Consider the following 19,275-nt stretch of genomic DNA (forward strand, 5'->3'; position numbering starts at 1 on the left):
AAGCTCACGCCGATCGATCCGACGAAGGACTGGTTCCGCGCACGCGGCGGGAACAACGCCTACCTGCCGTGGTGGGGCCGCCGATACGATGCCGATTACGGGATGCAGGGCTACTCGTGGTAACCCAAGCCACCGCGACTGCACATTGCATGCGCACGCAACCGCTGTGCAAATCATTCAAAGGACGATATATGCGTGGAATTATCCGGGTAGGCGATACCCATACCCACGGCGGCCGGGTCGAGTCCGGCGCGGCAACAAGCAAGGTGATGGGCCACGTGGTTGCTCGCGTCGGCGACACGTGTTCATGCCTGGTTCACGGCACGTGCACCATCCTCGAAGGCGACCCGGATTTCAACGTCGAAGGCCGGGACGCTGCGTTCGACGGCCACAAGACTTCCTGCGGTGCGGCGTTGATTTCTTCGGTTGTCGATTCCGGACGTATCTGAACGCAGCCGGCCGGGCCGGGCGGCCGCCATCGGAGATCCGACACCCGGCGTGAGGCACGCCTGACGATGCCGGGCCACCCCGTCAGGCCGGCAACGCGAAGCGCGTGACGGCTTCCCGCAACGCTTCGGCCTGATCGCGCAGCGAATGCGCGGCGGCCGCGGCTTGCTCGACGAGCGCCGCGTTCTGCTGCGTGACCTGGTCCATCTCGCCCACCGCGCGATTGACCTGCTCGATTCCCGAGCTCTGCTCGCGCGACGCGTGGCTGATCTCGTCGAGTATCTCGTTGACACGCCGCACCGACTGCACGATCTCGGCCATCGTCTCGCCCGCATGCGTGACGAGCGTCGCGCCATGCTCGACCGTCTCGTTCGACGACACGATCAGCGACTTGATTTCCTTCGCGGCCGTCGCCGAGCGTTGCGCGAGCGAGCGCACTTCGGCCGCGACCACCGCGAAGCCGCGACCCTGTTCGCCGGCACGCGCGGCCTCGACTGCCGCGTTCAACGCGAGGATGTTGGTCTGGAACGCGATCCCGTCGATCACGCCGATGATGTCGCCGATCTTGTGCGAGCGGTCGGTGATTTCGTTCATCGTGCGCACGACATCGTCGACCACCGCGCTGCCGCGCGTCGCGACTTGCGCTGCCTGGTCGGCGAGGCTCGCGGCCTGCGCGGCGCTTTCCGCGTTCTGCTTCACGTTCGCGGTCATCTGGTCCATGCTCGACGCGGTCTGCACGAGCGCGGCCGCCTGTTCCTCGGTGCGCTGCGACAGGTCCGTATTGCCCGATGCGATTTCGCTCGCGCCGACGTTGATGTTCTCGGTGCCCATCCGTACGCGCGACACCATGTCGATCAGTCCGCCCTGCATCATGTGCAAGGCATGCAGCAGGCTGCCGTGATCGTCGTGCTTCACGTTCACGCGCGCTGTCAGGTCGCCCTGCGCGATGCGTTGCGCGGTGTCGAGCGCGACTTCGAGTTCGCCGCCGAGGTTCGCGCGGACGCTTTTCAGCACGAGCACCATCACCGTGGTCGCGATCGCGCCGAGCACGGCCGTCATCGCGAACCAGCGGCCGATGCTCGCCAGCACGGCGGAGCGCACGTCGTCCATATACATGCCCGTCACGAGATACCAGTCCCACGGGGCGAAGCGTTGCACCGCGCTGGTCTTGTCCTGCGGCTTGTCGGCGCCCGGCTTCGGCCACAGATATTCGACGAAGCCCTTGCCGCCTTCGTCGTTGCCGGCCTTCACGATTTCGACGAACAGGTGCTTGCCGTTCGGATCCGCGAAATTCGACACGTCCTTGCCGTCGAGGTCGGTCTTGATCGGATGCATCACGATCACCGGCTTCGAGTCGTTGATCGAAATGTAGCCGTCGGTGCCGTAGCGCATCGCAGCGATCGCCTCGAGCGCCTTCTGCTTCGCATCGGCTTCCGGCAGCGCGTTCTGCTGCGACAGCTTGTAGTAGTGGTCGGCGACGCTCGCGGCCTGCGCAACCAGCGTCGCAAGCTGGTCGCGGCGATCGGTGATCATCGACGCGCGGGTCTGCCATGCGCCGATGCCGGCGATCACGAGCAGGCCGAGCCACAGAATGACGATCATCGAAGCAAGTTTCTGGTTCAGGGAGAGGGTGCGCATGGTGAGTAAGGTCGGTCGGTCGAACGAGCGCCGGAACGGCGCGACGGGATAAGTCTTTGACGGCGCGCAACGAACGGTGCCGTAGGCGGGAAATCCCTTAGACGCCATGCCGCCCCCAATGCCATCGAGCGCGGTACGGTCATCTATGCATATACATATTGAGCGTCGCTATACTGTCGGACGATGACGGTTGCGCTGTTCGTCCGGGAGACCGGGCGCGGGTAGCGACGCCGAACGAAACCGAAAGGAGGCAACGATGCGGATTCTGGTGGTAGGGGCCGGCGCGGTCGGCGGATATTTCGGCGGCCGGCTTGCGGCGGCGGGGCGCGACGTGACCTTCCTGGTGCACGACGGTCGCGCGGCCGCGCTCGCCCGCGACGGGCTGCTGATTCGCAGCCCGCGAGGCGACCTGACGCTCGCGAACGTGCAGACCGTGCGCGCGACCGATACGGCCGCGCCGTTCGACCTCGTGCTGCTGAGCTGCAAGGCGTACAGCCTCGACGATGCGATCGCGTCGTTCGCGCCGTTCGTCGGGCCGTCGACGCTGATCCTGCCGATGCTCAACGGGATGCGCCATCTCGACGCGCTGCGCGACCGCTTCGGCCCCGCGCAGGTGCTGGGCGGCCTGTGCGTGATCGCGGCCACGCTCGATCGCGAGCAGCGGATCGTGCACCTGAACGATACGCACGGATTGTCGTTCGGCGAACTCGCCGGTGGCGAATCGGCACGCGTGGGTGCGCTGGCCGACGTGCTGGGCGGCGCGGGCTTCGATGCGACGCTCAGTGACGATATCGCCGCGCGCATGTGGGAGAAGTGGGTGTTTCTCGCGACGCTCGCGGCGAGCACGTCGCTGTTTCGCGGCTCGATCGGCGACATTCTCGCTGCGCCGGACGGCCGTCGTTTGCTCGAGACGATGCTCGACGAATGCAGCGCGATCGCCGCGCACAACGGGCACCGGCCCGATCCGGCGGCGATCGAGCGGATGCAGCGGATGGTGCTGACGCCGTCGCCGCTGACCGCATCGATGCTGCGCGACGTCGAGAACCATGCGCGGGTCGAGGCCGATCACGTGATCGGCGACCTGCTCGCGCGCCGCGATCCGCAGGCGACGGATGCGCTGTCGCTGCTGCGGATCGCGTACAACCATCTGAAGACGTATGAGGTGCGCGTCGCACGGGAGCACGCGGCGGGGTAGCCGCGGGAGCGGCTTTCGTCGCGATGTATTTCCGGGTATGCGCTGCGCGGCGCATGAAGTCATGCGCGCGTGGCGATTTCGCGGGGGCGCTACGCACGAGTCGAGCGATGCGCCGTCGGCAGTCAGCCGGACACCGGCGGCAATCGAGTGCGGTTCCACGGCGCGGTGGCCGGCGCTCGTGCGGTGTCGCCGCAGCGACGGATCGCCGCCCTGCGGAGGCGGCCAGGCACGTCGGCGGCGCGTCCGAACGCAGGCGCCCGGTCAGACCGGATCCTTGCTCGGCGGCCCGTCGGGCTGCTGCGGGTTGTCGTGGGGATGCCCCGGCGGCGGTGGCGACAACGGATCGTCTTCCGGATCGCGATTCGGGTCGGCCGGGGGCTCCGGCATTGGTGTCGTGTGGTCCATGGAGAACTCGCGCAGTGCGTGACGGCGGTGGCGCGGCGCGCGCGCCTCGTCTTCGTTATAGGCAATCGGGCGCGCGTTTGCAGCGGGAATCTCGTCACAGCGTGCGAATGGCCGGCGATATTGGCGTATCCGAGGGTATCGGGCCGGAGCGCGTAACGAACGAGCGCATGCACGATGCGCGTTGCGGCCGGCGTCAGCGCAGATCCGCCGGCGTATCGACGTCGCGCAGGATGCCGGGGTCGTCGACGTCGAGCAGGTTCACCGGGGCGCTGGCAAATAGCGTGCGGGCGCCCGTATCGCCATCGAGCGCGGCCAGCGCGTCGTAATGGCGGGCGGCGAAGCCGACCGGATGACCGCGCACGCCTTGGTGCACGGGGGCGACGATCGATGCGTCGTCGGCATCGAGCGCGCGCGTGAGCGCTTCGTAGGTGGATGCCGCGATCCACGGCATGTCGGCGAGCGCGACCAGCCAGCCGGTTGCTTCCGGCGTCATGCGCACGCCCGCGGCAAGGCTCGCGCCCATCCCGCGCGTCGCGTCGGGTGCATAGACGACCTGGCAGCCGGCCTCGTTCAGCAGAATCGCGAGTTTTTCGGCGCCGGGACGCACGACGGCGATCACGTCGGCCGTGGCCGCCGCGAGATGACGGGCGGCCGCCACCGCGACCGGCGTGCCGTCGGGCAGCAGCGCAAGCAGCTTGCTTTGCAGACCGCTCGGGTCGAAGCGTTGACCGAGGCCGCCGGCGAGCAGGACGCCGGTGGCGAGTGACGCATAAGGCATCGGCGCGGGGGGAGGGAGGCAGGTGGCCCGATTGTGCGGGAGCGGGCGGGGATCGGCAAGTCCGGATGTTACCGATGAGCGGGTGTGGTCGTCGGAAAGAAAGTCAGCGGGTGGGGGCGGTGAGCACGCTTTTGTCTGTTGGGCCGTAAATCGCGAGAGATTCGCGCTTCATCACGGTTCAGTGGCGGTCGCCGAGCGGCGAATACCACCATTCCTGCGGGTAATTCGTGAAGTCGGAGCGGGGTGGCGCGACATGGTGCACGGGCGCGGTTCGTCATGGGCGATCCGGTCAGACGAATCGCCGATCTGCCGCTGCCCGGCGGAACAGGGGTGCAGGGCTGGCGTACCAGTGGCGTGCGATCTACCAGAGCGTCTTCACGTGCGCATACGCGCAAATCCTTTCGTCGCGGGTGACGAGCGGTGCGCCAAGCCGCCGAGCGGTAGCGACGATCATGCGGTCGGCCGGATCCTTGTGGAAGGTGCCGGGCAGGTCGGCGGACTTCGCGGCGATGTCTGCGTCGACGGGCACGAAGCGCATGCCGTCGATCTGCGCGACGGTGGCGAGCCACGCGTCGACATCCATCGTCAGAGCAAGGCGATCGTTGCGCACCAGCATCGCGATTTCCCATGCGGAAATCGCGGACGCGGCGAGCGTGCCTTCTGCGCGAGCACGATCGATCGCGCTGCGGGCCTTCTTGCTGAGCGACGGATCGCCCGCCACCCACCACACCAATGCATGTGTATCCAGCACGATCACCGCGACGCCTCCCAATCGTCTTCCGCAATCGGATCGAGAGGATTGTCGTAGCGCATGACCGAGCCGCGCAACATGTCCAACGGCTGGGCTTCGCGTGCGTGGTATGGCCGGATTTCCAGCGTTGGCTTGCCGTGGTCGGTGACGATGAGGCTTTCGCCCGACGCTTCGACGAGGCGGAAGTATTCAAGCGCGCGAGCCTTGAATTCGGATTTCGAGACGGGAGCGTGTGGCATCACGATATGAGCATGGTCATTTGACGATGGTCATTTTAGGCGGGGGCACCGGATCGGCGCAAGCAACCGGTCGGTGCCGGCGACTGCGGTGTTTCGGCGTTGGGGGCGCGATCCGTGTTCGGTAGGAAGCAGGATTCTGCTCTTGCAGCGCAGGTCTCGACCGAGAGAGAGACGCAGGGGCGGATGTACGTAAATCACGAACGATATCCCGCTACGAAAACGTTGCGCCAGCGATTCGAGGCAATCGTCGACGAACACCCTTTTACGCTCCTGTCGCTGCTTGTGCTTTCGCTCGGAGGGGCAGTCCCACTACTGTTTTCAGGTTTTCGGTCAGCGTCGCCCCGCTTCTGGAATTCACGCATCCGCCCACTTCCTCAACAGGTTGTGATAAATCCCGGTGAGCGAAATGACCACCGGGTCCTTCGCCCCTTTTTCCGCGGAAAGCGCCTGAATCTGCGTATCGAGCTGAAACAGCAGCGTGCGATCACCGTCGTCGCGCACCATGCTCTGGATCCAGAAGAACGACGCGATGCGCTCGCCGCGTGTCACGGGCGTCACGTGATGCAGGCTGGATGCCGGATACCCCAAAACCTACGCCAAAACCTACGCTAATTATAAGCTGACAAGCGTCTGAAGCGACATCATCTCGCTGTCTGGTTCCGCCATGCATGGCGAAAATTCTCATGCCCGTGCGTCGGTGGCTGGTCGCTGGCGCAGTGCAGCGGCTCATCACCCGCATCAATGGGTCGCGGCGGGAAGAAACCAAGCTGGCCCTGTGATCAGTTACGCAAGGCGTCCGACTGCGAGTCGGTGAACGTCGCACTGTCCGTTGCTCGACCGCTCGGTTCGATGAAAGAAACGCCGTGCCTGTTCCGTATCCGCACCCACGTCCGCTATTTCCGGGGCGTGAACATCTACGGGCACGGAAGGAAATGAGGGCATCGAACGTGCGCGGTTATTTCTCGCTACGGGTGCGAAGATGTGTCGTTGCACGATGGAGCATTCAAGGACAAGCGGGACGCATCAGCCTACGTCATCAACATCGAGCAATCCAGCTGCCCCTAAGACGCTACGATTTCTTGCTGGCTAGCTCGCGCGCAATGAGTGCGCGAAGCAGTCGGGAAACGGTTGTCTCGTGCGCGACTGCGTATGCCTTGAGTTGCTTGTGAATTTCTTTTTCGATCTGGAAATTGGCATTTGTCGGATTCTGTGGAGCACCGTCACTTGCCCACTCGTCGAGAGAATCCACGATCGAACTGGCCATGTTGGGGTTGGGCGATGGCGGTGCGTTCGGGACTTTGACGCGCGCCTGATCGGGTTTGATGCGTGAGGTTGCATTGTCCTTGGGCGTACGTGACACGACATCCGCTGATTTGACGCGTTTCTGGTTTGGCTTGACTCGCGGGTTTGCGGTGCGGGCTTGAGTACCCACGACGGCATCTGTCCACTCATCCTCAGTCATACCGTCAGGGTAGTCGATCTTTACAGCCTTGCTGCCGGGTTTGCGGTTCGTTGCCATGCTCCCTCCGTTGCGAACGGCAAGCATAGCGCAACGATTTCAAGAAATGTAGAAATCGTTAAATGTTGGTTTGTGGGCGTGGCTACGTTGGTGTTCGTCGGACATCAACTGTAGAAATGTACGGATCGAGAAATGTAGGGATGTGGAAATAATGAAAGACGCTCTGCTAGGTGTATCTCCGGAGGCAGCCATCATGGGCGGCTATCGAGCCAAGCGGCGATCAAACTGCGTACGACGTCAGAAACCGTCGCGCCCTCCTCGATTGCCCGAATTTTCAGGCGGCGATGATGATCCGCATCGATGTTGAGGTTGAGCGGAACCATGCGTGCGGTGCGTGTGTCAGCTTGCGACCTGACCATTGCCGCATCAGAGACGAATTCGGCAACGTTGATTACGCTCGGCTCAGCGCCTTGACGGGCCGGAGAGAGTTTGAATTTGGTGTTCATGTGATCCTCGTACGTCACTCTTTGTGTCTCAACCTCTATGCCTGAGCCAGTTCGAAAAATTCTCCGGTCAGCAGTTGGATTTCGGCCCGTGCCTGCGAATTGCCTAGTTCGACAACGCCGTTACCGCTCAGCAGCGCATCCCGGAATACTTTCCGGTCGCAGATGGTCGTATCAGCTACGGTTATTTGACCGAACTGAGAAAAAAGCTCGCGCGCGTCTTGTACTTCGCGAATGGTTCGTTATAGCCGGTGCGCACAAGGTATATGTGGCATCATCGGGGCTTGTGAAAATGGAAAAGTCAAGAAAAGTGGTGCAGTATTTTCGTGTCTCCACGACTGTCCAAGAGAGATCGGGACTTGGCCTAGCTGCGCAAGAGTTGACCGTCAAGAATTATTTGAACACGGGCAATTTCGAAGTGGTCGGTTCGTTCACCGAGGTCGAGACGGGCAAGGGTTCTAACGCGCTCGATCGTCGCCCGCAACTTCGTGAAGCGCTTGCGCTATGCAAGAGGCACAAGGCAACGTTGGTTATCGCAAAACTCGACCGTCTCGCGCGGAATGTTCACTTCATTTCCGGGTTGCTTGAAACCGGCATTGATTTTGTGGCGGCTGACATGCCGAACGCGAACAAGACTATGCTGCAGCTATTCAGCGTCATGAGTGAATGGGAACGCGATGCGATCGCGTTGAGGACTCGGCAGGCTCTTGCTGCTGCGAAAAGTCGCGGGGTGCAACTCGGTCGTATGGGCGCAGCCAACCTGAAACGTAAGAACGACGAGAAGAAGCAGGCCGCTGACGAATTTGCGGTAACGCTTGCGCGGATCGTCAACGGCTTTCGTGCACAAGGGATGTCGCAGCGCGCGATGGTCACCGAACTGAACACTCTGAATATTCCCGCCGCGAAAGGTGGGCAGTGGCAATTGACGCAGTTTCGCAGAGTGCTCAAGCGAATCGACGCACAGGCGTCGGCCAGCAGCGACACGGCTGCGTTCGCTGCTTGATTGTCTGTTCACGTAACGCTGCTCAGTTCGATAACAGCGTCGTCGTACGTCGATGAAATGTATTTACGGGCCGCAGCAGGAACGGTAGGCTGCGCGTTCGACCGACGCGTGGAATGCTGACCGCCGCACGCCGTGCCAGACTGGTTGCCGTGATCAACGATCTTTGTGCACGTGGTCGTCGCAACCCATGCGGGTTGTGGATGCCGAGTGAATATTCTCGCTGTGTTCAGTGATCACTCGGCAAGCGGCGATCCGTGGCCGTGTGCGGCGAGTGTCTACCGACGCGCGTTGAAATATTCACTCTTGCGCCCGTGGAATATATACAGTCGCCGCGTCGCCGGAAAATTCAACGCGTTTATTTACTACAGCGCGATTATTTGCCGCGCCCCTGATCGTGCCAGCGTCGCCCGTGTACACCCGGACTGGCCGAAGTATCCAGCGCTGACACGAAAAATGAACGCGCGCCGTGTGTGTAGCCAATGCGTTGCCGTCAGCCGTGGTTTTCGGTACATGTGGTGGTCATGCCGGTTGATTTCGTGGAGCAGTAGCCGATCCAACCGTCGATTTCGCTCGAATCGAACGTGATTTGTACATCACGGTCCGCAGGCCAGTATGACACGGCGTAACCGCACTGCTTGCTAGCGAAGATGATCGTGGGCTTGTAGACCGGCGAATTGAAGTCTACCGGCGTTTGCTTGATCAGCTTGGTGTCCGGGCAGGATGCGGAAACGTTTGGCAGTTTCTGTCGCGCGGATTCGTTCGCCTGCTCCACATCCATGTCACGATTTTTCGCGGCGCGCGCCCATTGAGCAGCGGTGGATGCTTGATGGTCTGCGATCGCATTTTCACGGGCAGCGTCGCTGTTGGCGTTTGCGGCCTTCGCTGCGGTTGCAGCTTCTGCGGCGTTTTCTGCGCGCTTGGCAACCATCATCACGCCGACCATCGTAGCCTGACAGCGGTTGGAGAATTCGTAACGTGCCAGACTTGCGGCCGTCATGAGATTCGCGAAGTTACCTTACGCTTTGGTCGCACCGGACGTGCACGCTTGATCAGCCAGCGCGGCCCCCTTCTTTTGCACTACCGTGCGCATCATGCTGCGAAGTTCCCCACCGCTCGGGCCGGACAACTTGTCGCCGCCCATTTCGTAATTCAGTAGCTTCAGGTCTGCTGCGCAGGAATCCAGAAAGCGCGCGACCGTTTCGCACGATTGCGGGAGTGCCGCACCTGCTGCGTGCGCTGTGCAGGTGATGATTGCGGCGGCGGACACGACGGCCAGCTTGGCGAGCGTCGCGGCGGAATTTCGATTCATGGTCTTGCCCCGAATGGGTGGTTTGTTTGCGGCGGATGATCGATCCGCGCCTTTATTTACTCTTGCAGCGATCGTTCCAACTTCGCTTGCTCAATGAATGTGTCCAGCTTGCCGCTCGCATCCCCAAATTTCCTTTCCATGCCGTAGTACCACTCGGCCAAGCAGGGTACGTCGGCGCATTGATTGCGCTTTTGCAGCATGGAGTGCAATGAATTTCTGAATTGCTCGGGGCTGTTTGACGAAGCGCCCAAGTTGTCAATCGTCTGCGCTTGGTTCTGTAACTTGTGAGCGATGCGATCAAGCCGCACGTCAGCCGCTGCAAGGTCCGCGTCGTGACAAATCAGCCAGTACGCCGTGCCTTTCTGTTGCGCGCAGTCGAACGACGGCTGGTAAATCGGATCGTCAGTTGCGGCCGCCGATTCTCGGCTTTGCAGCGCTGCGTACGGCGCTGATACGTAGTCACCGGACAAGAAGCTGCACGAAGTGAAGCGGGGCGTTGCAAGGCCCTTGCCATCACCAACACCGGACAGGTCGATGATTTGTCCCGGCCGCACGTTAGCTACTTCCTTGAGTCCGTCGGCATCGAAACGTACCGATACGTGATCATCCGATGTGGGATCAGTTGGCTTCACGTACAGAAATGGCTTGTCGCCAATGTCTTTTTCGACACTCCCGGCCACGCCACGGAAGTGAACATATTTCCCCCGGTACTTGTTGTCCGCGTTGACCTCGTTTTCCTTGTAGTCGGCGATGATCATTTGGAGCGGCGTCACGATTCGTGCTTGTGCCTGCTGTCCGGCGATATCAAGTTGCGCTTGTACCTGCGGCGGAATGGCCGAATCGTTCGACGCGGCTTGTGCAGGTGCTGCGGCCGTCTGGTTCGAACTGGTCGTTGCAGCATCTGTGCCGCCGTCTTTTACGGCCCTAACTTCATCCTGCGTCGGTGACGGGTGCTGCACCACGAAGGCGGCGATTGCTGCGACGACGACAGATAGGCCGACGACTGCGGCGAGCGCATTTTTTGTTCTGGATTGCATGTTGTTCCCCGTGTTACTTGGTGTCGAACGAACCCTTATCAGCGTACCTTTTGGCTCGATTTGATCCCAAAATCTGCCGTTTTCGGTATCGATCGGCGGTACATCGACCAGTTATGTGATGCAAAGTCCGTAGATGAAAATACATCATATCGCAAAGATCGGTGCATGTCCGCGCCGCTCAAAGGTCCCAATCCGAAAGCCAAACTCGTCTCGTTGCGGGATGTGTTGGCGTACAACGTTCGTGCGCAGAGGGTTGCAAGGGCGCTGTCTCAAGAGGAACTCGGCTTTGCCGCCGGTCTGGATAGGACGTTTATCAGTCAAGTTGAACGGGCGCGGGTAAACGTATCGATTGACAATATCGAACGAATCGCCGTGGCTCTGGATGTCGATCCAGCGCAACTGTTTTTGCGGCCGTGAGTGAGAAGCGTCCACGCCTGTTTCGAGCGCCCGATATTTCCGATCGAACGTGAGGCCCGCAATGGTCGCCACGGCCAGCTTGGCGATTATCTCTGCGGAATTGTGATTCATTGTTTCGGTCCCGAAAGTTTGGTTTTTTGAGGCAGCGGTGCACGCCGCTGCGCGCTTGAATAAAAAGTGCCGACACGGGAAGCATCGGCAAAAAGGTCCCGGCATCCGAAGGCACGAGGATGGTTGCCGGAGCCGGCAAAAAGGAACACCATGTCTTTACTGTGGATTTTCCTGACTGACCGAATCGTTTGCCCCTAGAAACCGTTGCGAACGTGTTCCAACGAGTGCGGCCGGTACGCCCGCGTGAATGGTCCAAGGCGCGAGACTGGTCGTTACGAGCGTCATGCTCTTAATCGACGCTCCATCCCCGATGTCGCAACCCGGCAAGACCACGGAGTACGCATCGATGACAACGTACCGGCCGATACGGACGGGGGCGTTGTCGCCTTTGGATAGAGGCTTCGGCACACGTCCGAACAGGGCGTCCGAGGTATCGTCGTCCGAGCTATAAATGTGGACGCCCGGAGATAGCTGGCAAAAGTCGCCGATGTCGATACCGCCGAGTCCGCTCAGGTGACAGCCAGCGGCGATCTGTGCGTTTCGGCCGATCGAGATACGACCAACTGTGGCGCAAAGAATGGTCGGGCCATCGATGGTCACGAAATCGCCGATGTGGATGTTGTGCATCCCGATTAGCGTGCAGTTCTTGGCTATGCGCACGTTATGGCCGATGCTGCCGAACTTGGACGAGGCGGCATCAGTTTCCGTCCAGTAGCCCGGATGGGGTTGGGTGCCGATCGAATCGGATTCGGGCGTCGTGTCGTTCATGAACACACCATCGGAAAATTTGGGGTTGTCGGGCGTTGGGCGTCGGACGATGCGTCGAACGCTGCCGTACGTTCTTTTGTGGGAATGTTCCGCACGTACACGAAGCCACAGCCGGGGCGGCGGTCGGCAAAGTACCTGTCGTGCTTGAGGTGCGGCACGGGCAAGCAGCCGCAAACGGGGCATGCCAAGTTCAGATAGGCATCCCCGGATGCGTGGTCTTTCGTGACTGTTGACAACATTTTCCCCTCGTGCCGGTCTGCGTCGCGCGCGTTCGTGCGATCGATGCCGCCTTGCTTTGCAGCGTGGCAAACACTTGGAGGTACGCGTTTTTGCTGTGCTTAAGGCCGAACGCCGTACAACCAGCGCTCATGCGGGCCAATTTGTTGCCTTTCGCCAACGTAGTTTCCGGATCAGCGGGCAGGAAACAACTGCAATGTATCATAAGTGCGGTAAACATAAATGCAGTACGCATGTTGACGCGTAGATGGATATGAGTCATTCGGCGAAGCTTCGTCACTATGACACGTCGTACACATTCAGCGCGCGCGAGATTTGCCAGTGGTGTAAGGGCCGTTCGAAAGCTCAAAGGGTTGAGCCAAGAGGGGCTGGCGGAGCGTGCCGGGTTGAACCGCACATACGTGAGTGGCGTCGAGCGCGGATCGATCAACATTCGGCTCGATAACATGGAGAAACTGGCGTCTGCGTTGGAAGTTCATGCCGCGCAATTCCTGTGTGCTGTAGACAGCGAAAAGTCGCTGCCGGTTGCTGATGGTGACTTGCGATCTGAGGTGGCGCGTCACCTCAGGGAAATTCGGAAGTCAGTTGGCTTTTCTCAGGAGCACCTTGGCGAAGTTGCTGGATTCCATCGAACCTATGTCGGCAACGTCGAACGCGGCGTTGCCAATTTATCGCTCGATGATTTGGCGGTGCTCGCGTCGGTACTGAAGGTAGACCCGGCGCGGCTGCTTGGTGACGGTGACGCGTAAATAATTGTCAAACGCTCGCCGCATCGGGCTGAATTCGTCTGATCTAGGCTGGAATCGCGCGAGAGCGACCTTACGTCGCCGCTGGCTGACCGTCTTTGTGTCGCTTCTCTGACGGTAGTCGAACCTGAGAGAGAAAGGATAATGAAAGATGGCGCTTAGCCCAGTTGATCCGGATGATCTGAAGTTCAGCGCGATTTACGAATCGATTCATCGCGGGCTGATGCAACATGAGAGGTTGCTCATGTTCCGTTCTTCGCTGGGGCCGCATGCGCTGATCCCCGTCCGTGCGAAAGGATGGGCCAAGGTTGGCCGAGGGTATCGCTGGGTGGTCGATGTTGTTTCGCTTCGTGACGACATAGATAATCTGGAACTGGAACATCAGCCTGTCACGCTGTTTATTCAGCAGGCGTCGAAACCGTTTGATGAATCAACATATCGTCCGATTCACGGATTCGTTCATAAATTCCATACGCTCGGACAAGATGGAAATCTGACCGTATACCAAGTCGAATTCGAATCGGCACTTTTCTTTCTCGGAAAAGCAAGCAAAGACGATCAGTGGTTCGATAAGACCGCGCAACAGATTGTTCTTGACCTTTTGGAGGCGTATCCGCAGCTGGCCGGACACGTGAAATTCGTTCTGTCAGACGAACCGCATGTGCGATCCTACACACGGCAAGGTCAGAGCGAAACGGACCTCAATTTCTTTCATCGAATTCTTGAAGATGAGGGGTGGTATTTTTACTTTGAACATGCGGCGGTCCGATACGAAGACGACCCGCGCGTAACGAATCTTGTCATTGTTGATCGTCTTTCCGCCTTACCCGACGCGAGGCCCATCGAATTCTACAGCGGCAACGCGACCGAAGAGGTCGATGGTTTTACGCAATGGGCGGTAACGCAGACTGCACAGAGTCTCGCGTACGAAACGACTTCGTTTAACTACAAGAATCCGACGCAAGATTATTTGGTCAGCAGCGGCCTTGGCAAGAGTGCGAGTACGTACGTAACGGAAGAACGACGCCAATCCGTTACGCACGGGATTCCGTATGCGCCGATGATCGTGCGCGAGGCGCTGTCGTATGCTTACCCGACTTCGGACGCTGGCCGTAGGCGCGCATACAATCGCTCACAGGCATGGACTTCCGCGGCGCGTCGCTATATCGGCGTGGGTGGCGTGCGTTGGATCGACGTAGGGGCGCGCTTCACGCTTGAACATCACACGCGACACATGACGATCGACCCGAACAATCGGGAATTCCTGATTGTTGAGGCCGAGTGGTTCATTGAGAACAACGTTCCGCTGTCCAATCATGCCGCGACATATCCTCTGAGCTTGCAAGGCGATATGGCCGATTTACGCGGGGATTACGGCAGCCAAATCAACTCGGGGCAGAATCCGGTTGATGGTTTGGCAGGTGTTTATCTGGTCAAGGTGGAGGCGCAGCGAACGAATACGGAATATCGGAGCCAGTTCGAGCATAAAAAGCCTCTGATGCATACCGAGCATGCGTTGGTGAATGGGCCGGAGAACGAAGAAGCGTGGGCGGATGAGCGCAATCGGATCACCGTGATTTACCCGTGGGACAAGCACGGCAAGTCAGGATCGATGCGAACGTCGCCGCCGTTGCTGGTCATGCAGGCGGATACCGGGTATGGGTACGGTGGCGTTCACGTTCCGCGCAAAGACGAATGGGTACTGGTCGATTATTTTCAAGGTGACTGTGATAGGCCGTATGTACTGGGGCGACTGCCGTCGCAAACGACGCCGCCCCAGTGGCACACCAACGTCCTATTGTCCGGCCTCATGTCGAACGGCTTCGGCCAGAGCGGAGCCTATAACGCGTTCGTGCATGACGATGCGACGCATCAGGGTGCAACGCGACTAACGACCTACACGGGGAAAGTCGGGAACAGCTACAGCCTGTATCACCAAGGCGTTTTGATCGATCACGCGGGTAAGAACAATACGCGCGGCCGTTACCTCGGCAAAGGCGTACTGCTGCACACTGACGACTATCTCGGCATACGAGCCTCGCGCGGCGCATACATCGGCACGCACCCGAATGCGCACAACGACGACCAGCTCGATGTGCAGAAAGCACAAAGCCAACTGACCGGTGCTGAAAGTTTGATCGAGCAGCTTTCGAGCGTCGGCATGCAGCATCGCGCCGACAGCCTGAAGGACGGCCACGACGCGCTGAAGCAGTTCGCAGACGCCACCCGGCAGTCGGAGACACCGGAAGGAAGCGGTGGTCGTACGGCGGGCGGTGGCACGGGCAGCGCGAATGCCTTCAAGAAGGCGATTTTGTTACTCGCAAGCCCGTTCGGAATTGGTGTCTCGACACAAGAGTCCGTGCATATGGCCGCAGACGGCCACATCAATCTGGTCAGCGCCCTGAGCACGCACATCGCGTCGGCACGGGCATTTATCGTGAATGCCGCGAGCACGATCAGCATGTTCTCTCAAACGGCGATCAAGCTGTTTTCTAAGGGCCCTGTCCAGATTCAGTCGCACGACGCGAATATCGAGGTACTAGCCAAAGCCGTTCTCAAACTGCTGGCACAGGGCGATATCGAAATCGCGGCGGGCGGGAAACTCGTGCTCACGGCGGGCGGTGCTTCAATTACGCTTGAAGGCGGCAATATTCGGGGGCATGCGCCGGGGACGGTTGAATTCAAGGGGTTGCAGCATTCGTGGAGTGGACCGGCCAGCACACGCTATGCCATCCCGCCTCTTCCCGTTAGTACGCTGGTGCAAAACCCGGCGCACGAATACGTGCAGACATTTGATGTTGCCTCCGTGATCGCCAATCTCGGTGTGGGCCAAAGTCTGGAGGCGCAGACGTACCGCATCTATATGCCTGACGGCACCATCCGGCAGCAGGGCGGGCTACTCGACGGTGCCACGGCGACCGTTCATACGTCCGAACCCACGAAAGTGAAGTGCGAGGTTGGCGGTGGCGATTGGCACGCGATCGAGGATGCCTACGACCACGAAGGACGGGACGACGACTCGACTGACGCGTCGAAAGACGTTTAAGAACGCCGGGGATAGCGAGATTCGAAATCCATGAGGAGTACATGTGGCAAACGCTGACCAAACAAAAGATGCGACGACGAACGCTGGTGCGGTATCGCTTGTGGAAGTGATGTTTCTGTTTCGAGACGTTTTGCAAGCACCCATCGAAGGGTTGTCGGTACAGTTGAAGGCTGGGACGGGCACGCCTCCGGCTCCGCCATGGACGACCGGCCCCGATCCGACCAAAGTACAGGACCCGCCGTCGGTCCGTGCCCCGAGCGCAGCAGCTTCCGCGCCGGGAGTTGCGTCTGCCCCGGCCGCAGCCTCCACAGCAGCACCGGCCGCTGCCTCTACAGCAGCCCCCGCGCAGGCCGCATCGGGCAGCAGTCAAGCAGCGAGCGCTGCAAAGCCCGCAGCGCCGCCCCCGCCACCACCGCCGCCTCCAGTATCGGACAACACCCTTCAGGTGACGAGCGACAAGGACGGCTACGCCGTGACGATCACCAATGCGGTGCGTAATCAACCGATTGATGTGTTTGTTAAAAATCGACGTGGGGAATACGCGTGGAAAGCGAAGGTCGTGCCGAAGAAAGATATTAATTCTTTTACTATCGTCAGTCCCGAGTACCACATCGAGGCGACGACAAAACTCACGCCAAAAGAAGAATTTGAGCAGGAATTGCATCTCCCCGTTTTAAATAATGGGGAAATCATGACGATTGATCGTCTGGTAAAAGATTTTGGCCCATACATTACATGGTCCCAAAAGGTGACCGAGCAAGGAATGGTCAAGAAGGATTTTCCGACGAAGAATAAGGAAGTGACGGTCGATCCCAAGACGCACAAGAAAAAGACAAAAATTACAATCGAACATCACTATAAGGTGGTCGAAACGGGAAAGCCGAGAACGGTCGCGCTCAATGTGCTTGGTTCGAGGTTGAATTATCCTAAAACATTAGAAATTAGTGACGATAAGTACAAGCAGGTGGCTAAAGACCTTGCGTGCGAGGTGGCGGCAATCAAGGCAGTGGCAATGACGGAAAGTAGCGGTGCCGGGTTTTGCGCGAATGGGCTGCCCAAAATTCTTTATGAGCGGCACATGTTCATGAGGGCCAGTTTGCCCAAAGAGCGGCGCTTCGAGAAGCCGTCTCTTTTGAGAAAGGAGAAAAATCCATTTCCCAAATTTCCCAACCTCTGTTTTCCGGAGCAAGGCGGATATTCGGAGGGGGAGAAGGATGATAGCGGGTGGTCGTCTCGGTCGGACGAAGGCGTGATGTACCAATACGAACGATTCCTTCGAGCATGTGAACTTAACCAAGATTTTGCGATTATGGCGTGTTCGTGGGGGGCATTCCAAGTTTTGGGGATATTCTGGGAGGAGATGGGGTATGCAAACCCGACGGCACTGGCTAACCTTGCTATGCAGGGAGTTGACGAGCAATTTGACCTTTTTGTTGCATATGCCAGCATGAACAAAGGGGCACTATCGGCGCTTAAGGATAAAAATTGGAGTGACTTTGCGAGATTTTATAACGGTCAAGGTTATCCTCCCGAGTATCCGGCTAGAATGGAGAAATTCTATAATGAATTTAAATAGGCATCTGGCGATGGTGGTTGTTTTTTTGCTATTTTCACTGGCGCCTAAAATAGTTTTTTCCGGCTCCTTGACGCTTTATGATGATGTTGCGTTTGTGACGTATCGATCCGGGGATGATATATACGGATATTACTTTGCACGAGAAAATCAATTCTCGTGCGGTTTTATGTTTTTTGCGAATGCAAGCCTTGGTGAAAAGGACGAAGCTGGGGTAAGCGCTCTCAAGCTTAAAACATTTGATTTTGTCCCGTACAAGGAACCATCTAAAGGCGTATTTTCGTATGATCAACGTGATCCTAGGGCAAGTATTGCCGGAACGTTGTACATGAGTAAAGATGCGGTGGGACTGATGACCGACACGCCACAGGGAGGATGTCTCAGCGTCGCTGGTATATTTTCTGCGCCGCCCGGTACGCGTGGAGCGCAACAATTTGAACCAAAAAAAGAACTCAAGGCAATTGGGATTGGTGTCGCGTCCAGAAAAACATTTATCTATAAAAAGGCAAGGGGTGTGAGGGAGGGGAGGTATTTGGTTCTCGGTGATTTTGTGGCGGTGCTGGCTAGAGAGGGTGGTTATTCTTATGTGCGATACGTGAATCCGGATATGATGATCGACGACTCTGATCCGAGAAAGGTTACACTTGGATGGGTTCGCAGCTCAGATATTTCAAATCCGTTTCCGAGTTCGTTGAAACAAGAATTACAGCGATAAGATAGTACCCGGTTGCTGGCTAGAATCGGCAGGCACATCGCGCACGAGAACGATGATGTGTTCTGCCCGGTGTGCAAGACCATCGGCAAGATTCAATGCGTTGGTCCACGCTTGCCAATGACGGGGCCGGACGGTCGCCGCGTCGCACTAAGTGACGATCTGTGCGTTTGCAAGTGCCCAGTGCCGCCACTGCTCATCGAGTCGCAGCACGTCATGTCGGTCGATGTGTGATCCGTAGCGGTTGAGCATCCGTGAAAGCCGAAGCCTAGTTGCTTACCGAGTTGATAGATGGCCTCGCGATAAAAAGCACGAAAGGCGTATACATGACGCTGCCATCCTTGGGGGCTTCTTTGCCTTGACGCCTTGGTACGAGCTGCCGAAATTCATTCGGGAATGTGTAGGTTGCGATGAATGTGGGGCGTGGCGACAGGTTCGCAACGACATCTACTGCCTTCTTGTCGTCCGTAGACTCGTTCAAATCGCCGATGTTCTTGATATTCGTTTTTCGATGCCCGACGAGTACCATGAGTGCCAGTGAGACGGGGCTTGGATAGCGGCCTCTATCATCCCGTTGCCGGTCGCGGAGGCAATTCTGTACCGTCTTGGCTTGATCAACGACTTTTTTCCAGCGGCTGCCGATTCGCTCTGTAAGTTTGGGATTCTCACAGTTGATCCCGGCCATCTTTAGTTCAATGCCAACGACTCGACTTCCGTACCATGCAAGATAGTCGACACGACCGTATTTCGCGGGCGACGTATCGGTATCGTGATCTAACGCATCGAGGGTCAGTGTGCGTTGGTAATCCCCCCGAGAAACCGGTGTGATCAGAAGTAGAATTTTCTTGTTGAGGGAGTTCTACGGAATGAAGAAATCGAGATTCACGGACAGCCAGATCAT

21 protein-coding genes and 1 pseudogene are annotated in these 19,275 nt (G+C 58.8%); 9 read left to right on the forward strand and 13 right to left on the reverse strand.

Annotation, left to right across the window (positions count from 1 at the left end; translation table 11 throughout):
- Positions 1-191 precede the first annotated feature (191 nt).
- The gene (locus tag DIE13_RS31600) at positions 192-449 is read left to right on the forward strand and encodes a PAAR domain-containing protein (RefSeq protein ID WP_124830907.1); all 258 of its coding nucleotides are present in this window, start codon (positions 192-194) and stop codon (positions 447-449) included.
- A gap of 82 nt (positions 450-531) precedes the next feature.
- Here the strand turns inward: DIE13_RS31600 and DIE13_RS31605 are convergent, their stop codons facing one another.
- Positions 532-2,085 carry a methyl-accepting chemotaxis protein gene (locus tag DIE13_RS31605; protein ID WP_124830908.1) on the reverse strand — a complete coding sequence of 518 codons (1,554 nt, stop codon included), beginning with the start codon at positions 2,083-2,085 and terminating at the stop codon, positions 532-534.
- A gap of 256 nt (positions 2,086-2,341) precedes the next feature.
- Between DIE13_RS31605 and panE the strand changes: the two genes are divergently transcribed.
- The gene (panE, locus tag DIE13_RS31610) at positions 2,342-3,280 is read left to right on the forward strand and encodes a 2-dehydropantoate 2-reductase (RefSeq protein WP_124830909.1); all 939 of its coding nucleotides are present in this window, start codon (positions 2,342-2,344) and stop codon (positions 3,278-3,280) included.
- 261 nt (positions 3,281-3,541) lie between these two features.
- Here panE and DIE13_RS33095 read toward each other — a convergent pair whose 3' ends face one another.
- The 7 genes and pseudogenes from DIE13_RS33095 to DIE13_RS31640 form a co-directional block, all read right to left on the reverse strand.
- On the reverse strand, positions 3,542-3,685 hold the full coding sequence (locus DIE13_RS33095) for a hypothetical protein (protein ID WP_006752960.1): 144 nt from the start codon (positions 3,683-3,685) through the stop codon (positions 3,542-3,544).
- A 193-nt stretch (positions 3,686-3,878) separates the two neighbouring features.
- On the reverse strand, positions 3,879-4,463 hold the full coding sequence (locus DIE13_RS31615; RefSeq protein ID WP_124830910.1) for an NTP transferase domain-containing protein: 585 nt from the start codon (positions 4,461-4,463) through the stop codon (positions 3,879-3,881).
- 361 nt (positions 4,464-4,824) lie between these two features.
- Positions 4,825-5,220, reverse strand: coding sequence for a type II toxin-antitoxin system VapC family toxin (locus DIE13_RS31620; protein WP_124830911.1), 396 nt, complete (start codon positions 5,218-5,220; stop codon positions 4,825-4,827).
- Entirely contained in the window at positions 5,217-5,456 is a 240-nt protein-coding gene (locus tag DIE13_RS31625) for a type II toxin-antitoxin system Phd/YefM family antitoxin (RefSeq protein WP_124830912.1), read from the reverse strand. The genes DIE13_RS31620 and DIE13_RS31625 overlap by 4 nt, the downstream gene beginning before the upstream one ends.
- Before the next feature lie 351 nt (positions 5,457-5,807).
- Positions 5,808-6,035: pseudogene (locus tag DIE13_RS31630) on the reverse strand (PKHD-type hydroxylase); the annotation flags it as partial.
- 487 nt (positions 6,036-6,522) lie between these two features.
- The gene (locus DIE13_RS31635; RefSeq protein WP_124830913.1) at positions 6,523-6,972 is read right to left on the reverse strand and encodes a hypothetical protein; all 450 of its coding nucleotides are present in this window, start codon (positions 6,970-6,972) and stop codon (positions 6,523-6,525) included.
- A gap of 191 nt (positions 6,973-7,163) precedes the next feature.
- Positions 7,164-7,418 carry a plasmid partition protein ParG gene (locus DIE13_RS31640; RefSeq protein ID WP_124830914.1) on the reverse strand — a complete coding sequence of 85 codons (255 nt, stop codon included), beginning with the start codon at positions 7,416-7,418 and terminating at the stop codon, positions 7,164-7,166.
- Between the two features lie 289 nt (positions 7,419-7,707).
- On the opposite strand from DIE13_RS31640, the gene DIE13_RS31650 reads away from it, so the two are divergent.
- A complete protein-coding gene (locus DIE13_RS31650) occupies positions 7,708-8,418 on the forward strand; it encodes a recombinase family protein (RefSeq protein ID WP_124830915.1) in 711 nt (236 codons plus the stop codon).
- A gap of 490 nt (positions 8,419-8,908) precedes the next feature.
- On the opposite strand, the gene DIE13_RS31655 is transcribed toward DIE13_RS31650, so the two are convergent.
- The 3 genes from DIE13_RS31655 to DIE13_RS31665 are packed head-to-tail and all read right to left on the reverse strand — an operon-like array spanning position 8,909 to position 10,764.
- Complete coding sequence (locus DIE13_RS31655) at positions 8,909-9,415, reverse strand: hypothetical protein (RefSeq protein WP_124830916.1); 507 nt, start codon at positions 9,413-9,415, stop codon at positions 8,909-8,911.
- An 18-nt stretch (positions 9,416-9,433) separates the two neighbouring features.
- Complete coding sequence (locus DIE13_RS31660) at positions 9,434-9,727, reverse strand: hypothetical protein (protein WP_124830917.1); 294 nt, start codon at positions 9,725-9,727, stop codon at positions 9,434-9,436.
- A 56-nt stretch (positions 9,728-9,783) separates the two neighbouring features.
- Positions 9,784-10,764: an OB-fold protein gene (locus DIE13_RS31665; RefSeq protein ID WP_124830918.1), complete on the reverse strand. Its 981-nt coding sequence runs from the start codon at positions 10,762-10,764 to the stop codon at positions 9,784-9,786.
- A gap of 165 nt (positions 10,765-10,929) precedes the next feature.
- Between DIE13_RS31665 and DIE13_RS31670 the strand changes: the two genes are divergently transcribed.
- The gene (locus DIE13_RS31670; protein ID WP_124465845.1) at positions 10,930-11,181 is read left to right on the forward strand and encodes a helix-turn-helix domain-containing protein; all 252 of its coding nucleotides are present in this window, start codon (positions 10,930-10,932) and stop codon (positions 11,179-11,181) included.
- Positions 11,182-11,448: 267 nt separating this feature from the next.
- Here the strand turns inward: DIE13_RS31670 and DIE13_RS31675 are convergent, their stop codons facing one another.
- Positions 11,449-12,060 carry an acyltransferase gene (locus DIE13_RS31675; RefSeq protein ID WP_124830919.1) on the reverse strand — a complete coding sequence of 204 codons (612 nt, stop codon included), beginning with the start codon at positions 12,058-12,060 and terminating at the stop codon, positions 11,449-11,451.
- Between the two features lie 518 nt (positions 12,061-12,578).
- Between DIE13_RS31675 and DIE13_RS33735 the strand changes: the two genes are divergently transcribed.
- From DIE13_RS33735 to DIE13_RS33635, 5 genes are all read left to right on the forward strand, one after another.
- Positions 12,579-13,046 carry a helix-turn-helix domain-containing protein gene (locus tag DIE13_RS33735; RefSeq protein ID WP_244097775.1) on the forward strand — a complete coding sequence of 156 codons (468 nt, stop codon included), beginning with the start codon at positions 12,579-12,581 and terminating at the stop codon, positions 13,044-13,046.
- Positions 13,047-13,194: 148 nt separating this feature from the next.
- Positions 13,195-16,089: a type VI secretion system Vgr family protein gene (locus DIE13_RS31685; protein ID WP_124830920.1), complete on the forward strand. Its 2,895-nt coding sequence runs from the start codon at positions 13,195-13,197 to the stop codon at positions 16,087-16,089.
- Between the two features lie 43 nt (positions 16,090-16,132).
- Positions 16,133-17,665: an N-acetylmuramidase family protein gene (locus DIE13_RS31690; RefSeq protein ID WP_244097776.1), complete on the forward strand. Its 1,533-nt coding sequence runs from the start codon at positions 16,133-16,135 to the stop codon at positions 17,663-17,665.
- Positions 17,652-18,377 carry a hypothetical protein gene (locus DIE13_RS31695; RefSeq protein ID WP_124830921.1) on the forward strand — a complete coding sequence of 242 codons (726 nt, stop codon included), beginning with the start codon at positions 17,652-17,654 and terminating at the stop codon, positions 18,375-18,377. Before DIE13_RS31690 ends, DIE13_RS31695 begins: the two co-directional genes overlap by 14 nt.
- Before the next feature lie 12 nt (positions 18,378-18,389).
- Positions 18,390-18,608 carry a PAAR domain-containing protein gene (locus tag DIE13_RS33635; protein WP_390680660.1) on the forward strand — a complete coding sequence of 73 codons (219 nt, stop codon included), beginning with the start codon at positions 18,390-18,392 and terminating at the stop codon, positions 18,606-18,608.
- 34 nt (positions 18,609-18,642) lie between these two features.
- Here DIE13_RS33635 and DIE13_RS31705 read toward each other — a convergent pair whose 3' ends face one another.
- Positions 18,643-19,059 (reverse strand): hypothetical protein, encoded by a 417-nt coding sequence (locus DIE13_RS31705; RefSeq protein WP_124830922.1) that lies wholly within the window; start codon positions 19,057-19,059, stop codon positions 18,643-18,645.
- Positions 19,060-19,275 lie beyond the last annotated feature (216 nt).

The organism is Burkholderia sp. Bp9016 (assembly GCF_003857765.1).
Taxonomy (GTDB): Bacteria; Pseudomonadota; Gammaproteobacteria; order Burkholderiales; family Burkholderiaceae; genus Burkholderia.

What these genes read in the sequence shown, in the direction of transcription:
- DIE13_RS31600 (WP_124830907.1), top strand. Translation starts at nt 192, where the DNA reads ATGCGTGGAATTATCCGGGTAGGCGATACCCATACCCACGGCGGCCGG.
- DIE13_RS31605 (WP_124830908.1), bottom strand. Translation starts at nt 2,085, where the DNA reads ATGCGCACCCTCTCCCTGAACCAGAAACTTGCTTCGATGATCGTCATT.
- panE (WP_124830909.1), top strand. Translation starts at nt 2,342, where the DNA reads ATGCGGATTCTGGTGGTAGGGGCCGGCGCGGTCGGCGGATATTTCGGC.
- DIE13_RS33095 (WP_006752960.1), bottom strand. Translation starts at nt 3,685, where the DNA reads ATGGACCACACGACACCAATGCCGGAGCCCCCGGCCGACCCGAATCGC.
- DIE13_RS31615 (WP_124830910.1), bottom strand. Translation starts at nt 4,463, where the DNA reads ATGCCTTATGCGTCACTCGCCACCGGCGTCCTGCTCGCCGGCGGCCTC.
- DIE13_RS31635 (WP_124830913.1), bottom strand. Translation starts at nt 6,972, where the DNA reads ATGGCAACGAACCGCAAACCCGGCAGCAAGGCTGTAAAGATCGACTAC.
- DIE13_RS31640 (WP_124830914.1), bottom strand. Translation starts at nt 7,418, where the DNA reads ATGAACACCAAATTCAAACTCTCTCCGGCCCGTCAAGGCGCTGAGCCG.
- DIE13_RS31650 (WP_124830915.1), top strand. Translation starts at nt 7,708, where the DNA reads ATGGAAAAGTCAAGAAAAGTGGTGCAGTATTTTCGTGTCTCCACGACT.
- DIE13_RS31655 (WP_124830916.1), bottom strand. Translation starts at nt 9,415, where the DNA reads ATGACGGCCGCAAGTCTGGCACGTTACGAATTCTCCAACCGCTGTCAG.
- DIE13_RS31660 (WP_124830917.1), bottom strand. Translation starts at nt 9,727, where the DNA reads ATGAATCGAAATTCCGCCGCGACGCTCGCCAAGCTGGCCGTCGTGTCC.
- DIE13_RS31665 (WP_124830918.1), bottom strand. Translation starts at nt 10,764, where the DNA reads ATGCAATCCAGAACAAAAAATGCGCTCGCCGCAGTCGTCGGCCTATCT.
- DIE13_RS31670 (WP_124465845.1), top strand. Translation starts at nt 10,930, where the DNA reads ATGTCCGCGCCGCTCAAAGGTCCCAATCCGAAAGCCAAACTCGTCTCG.
- DIE13_RS31675 (WP_124830919.1), bottom strand. Translation starts at nt 12,060, where the DNA reads ATGAACGACACGACGCCCGAATCCGATTCGATCGGCACCCAACCCCAT.
- DIE13_RS33735 (WP_244097775.1), top strand. Translation starts at nt 12,579, where the DNA reads ATGACACGTCGTACACATTCAGCGCGCGCGAGATTTGCCAGTGGTGTA.
- DIE13_RS31685 (WP_124830920.1), top strand. Translation starts at nt 13,195, where the DNA reads ATGGCGCTTAGCCCAGTTGATCCGGATGATCTGAAGTTCAGCGCGATT.
- DIE13_RS31695 (WP_124830921.1), top strand. Translation starts at nt 17,652, where the DNA reads ATGAATTTAAATAGGCATCTGGCGATGGTGGTTGTTTTTTTGCTATTT.
- DIE13_RS31705 (WP_124830922.1), bottom strand. Translation starts at nt 19,059, where the DNA reads ATGGCCGGGATCAACTGTGAGAATCCCAAACTTACAGAGCGAATCGGC.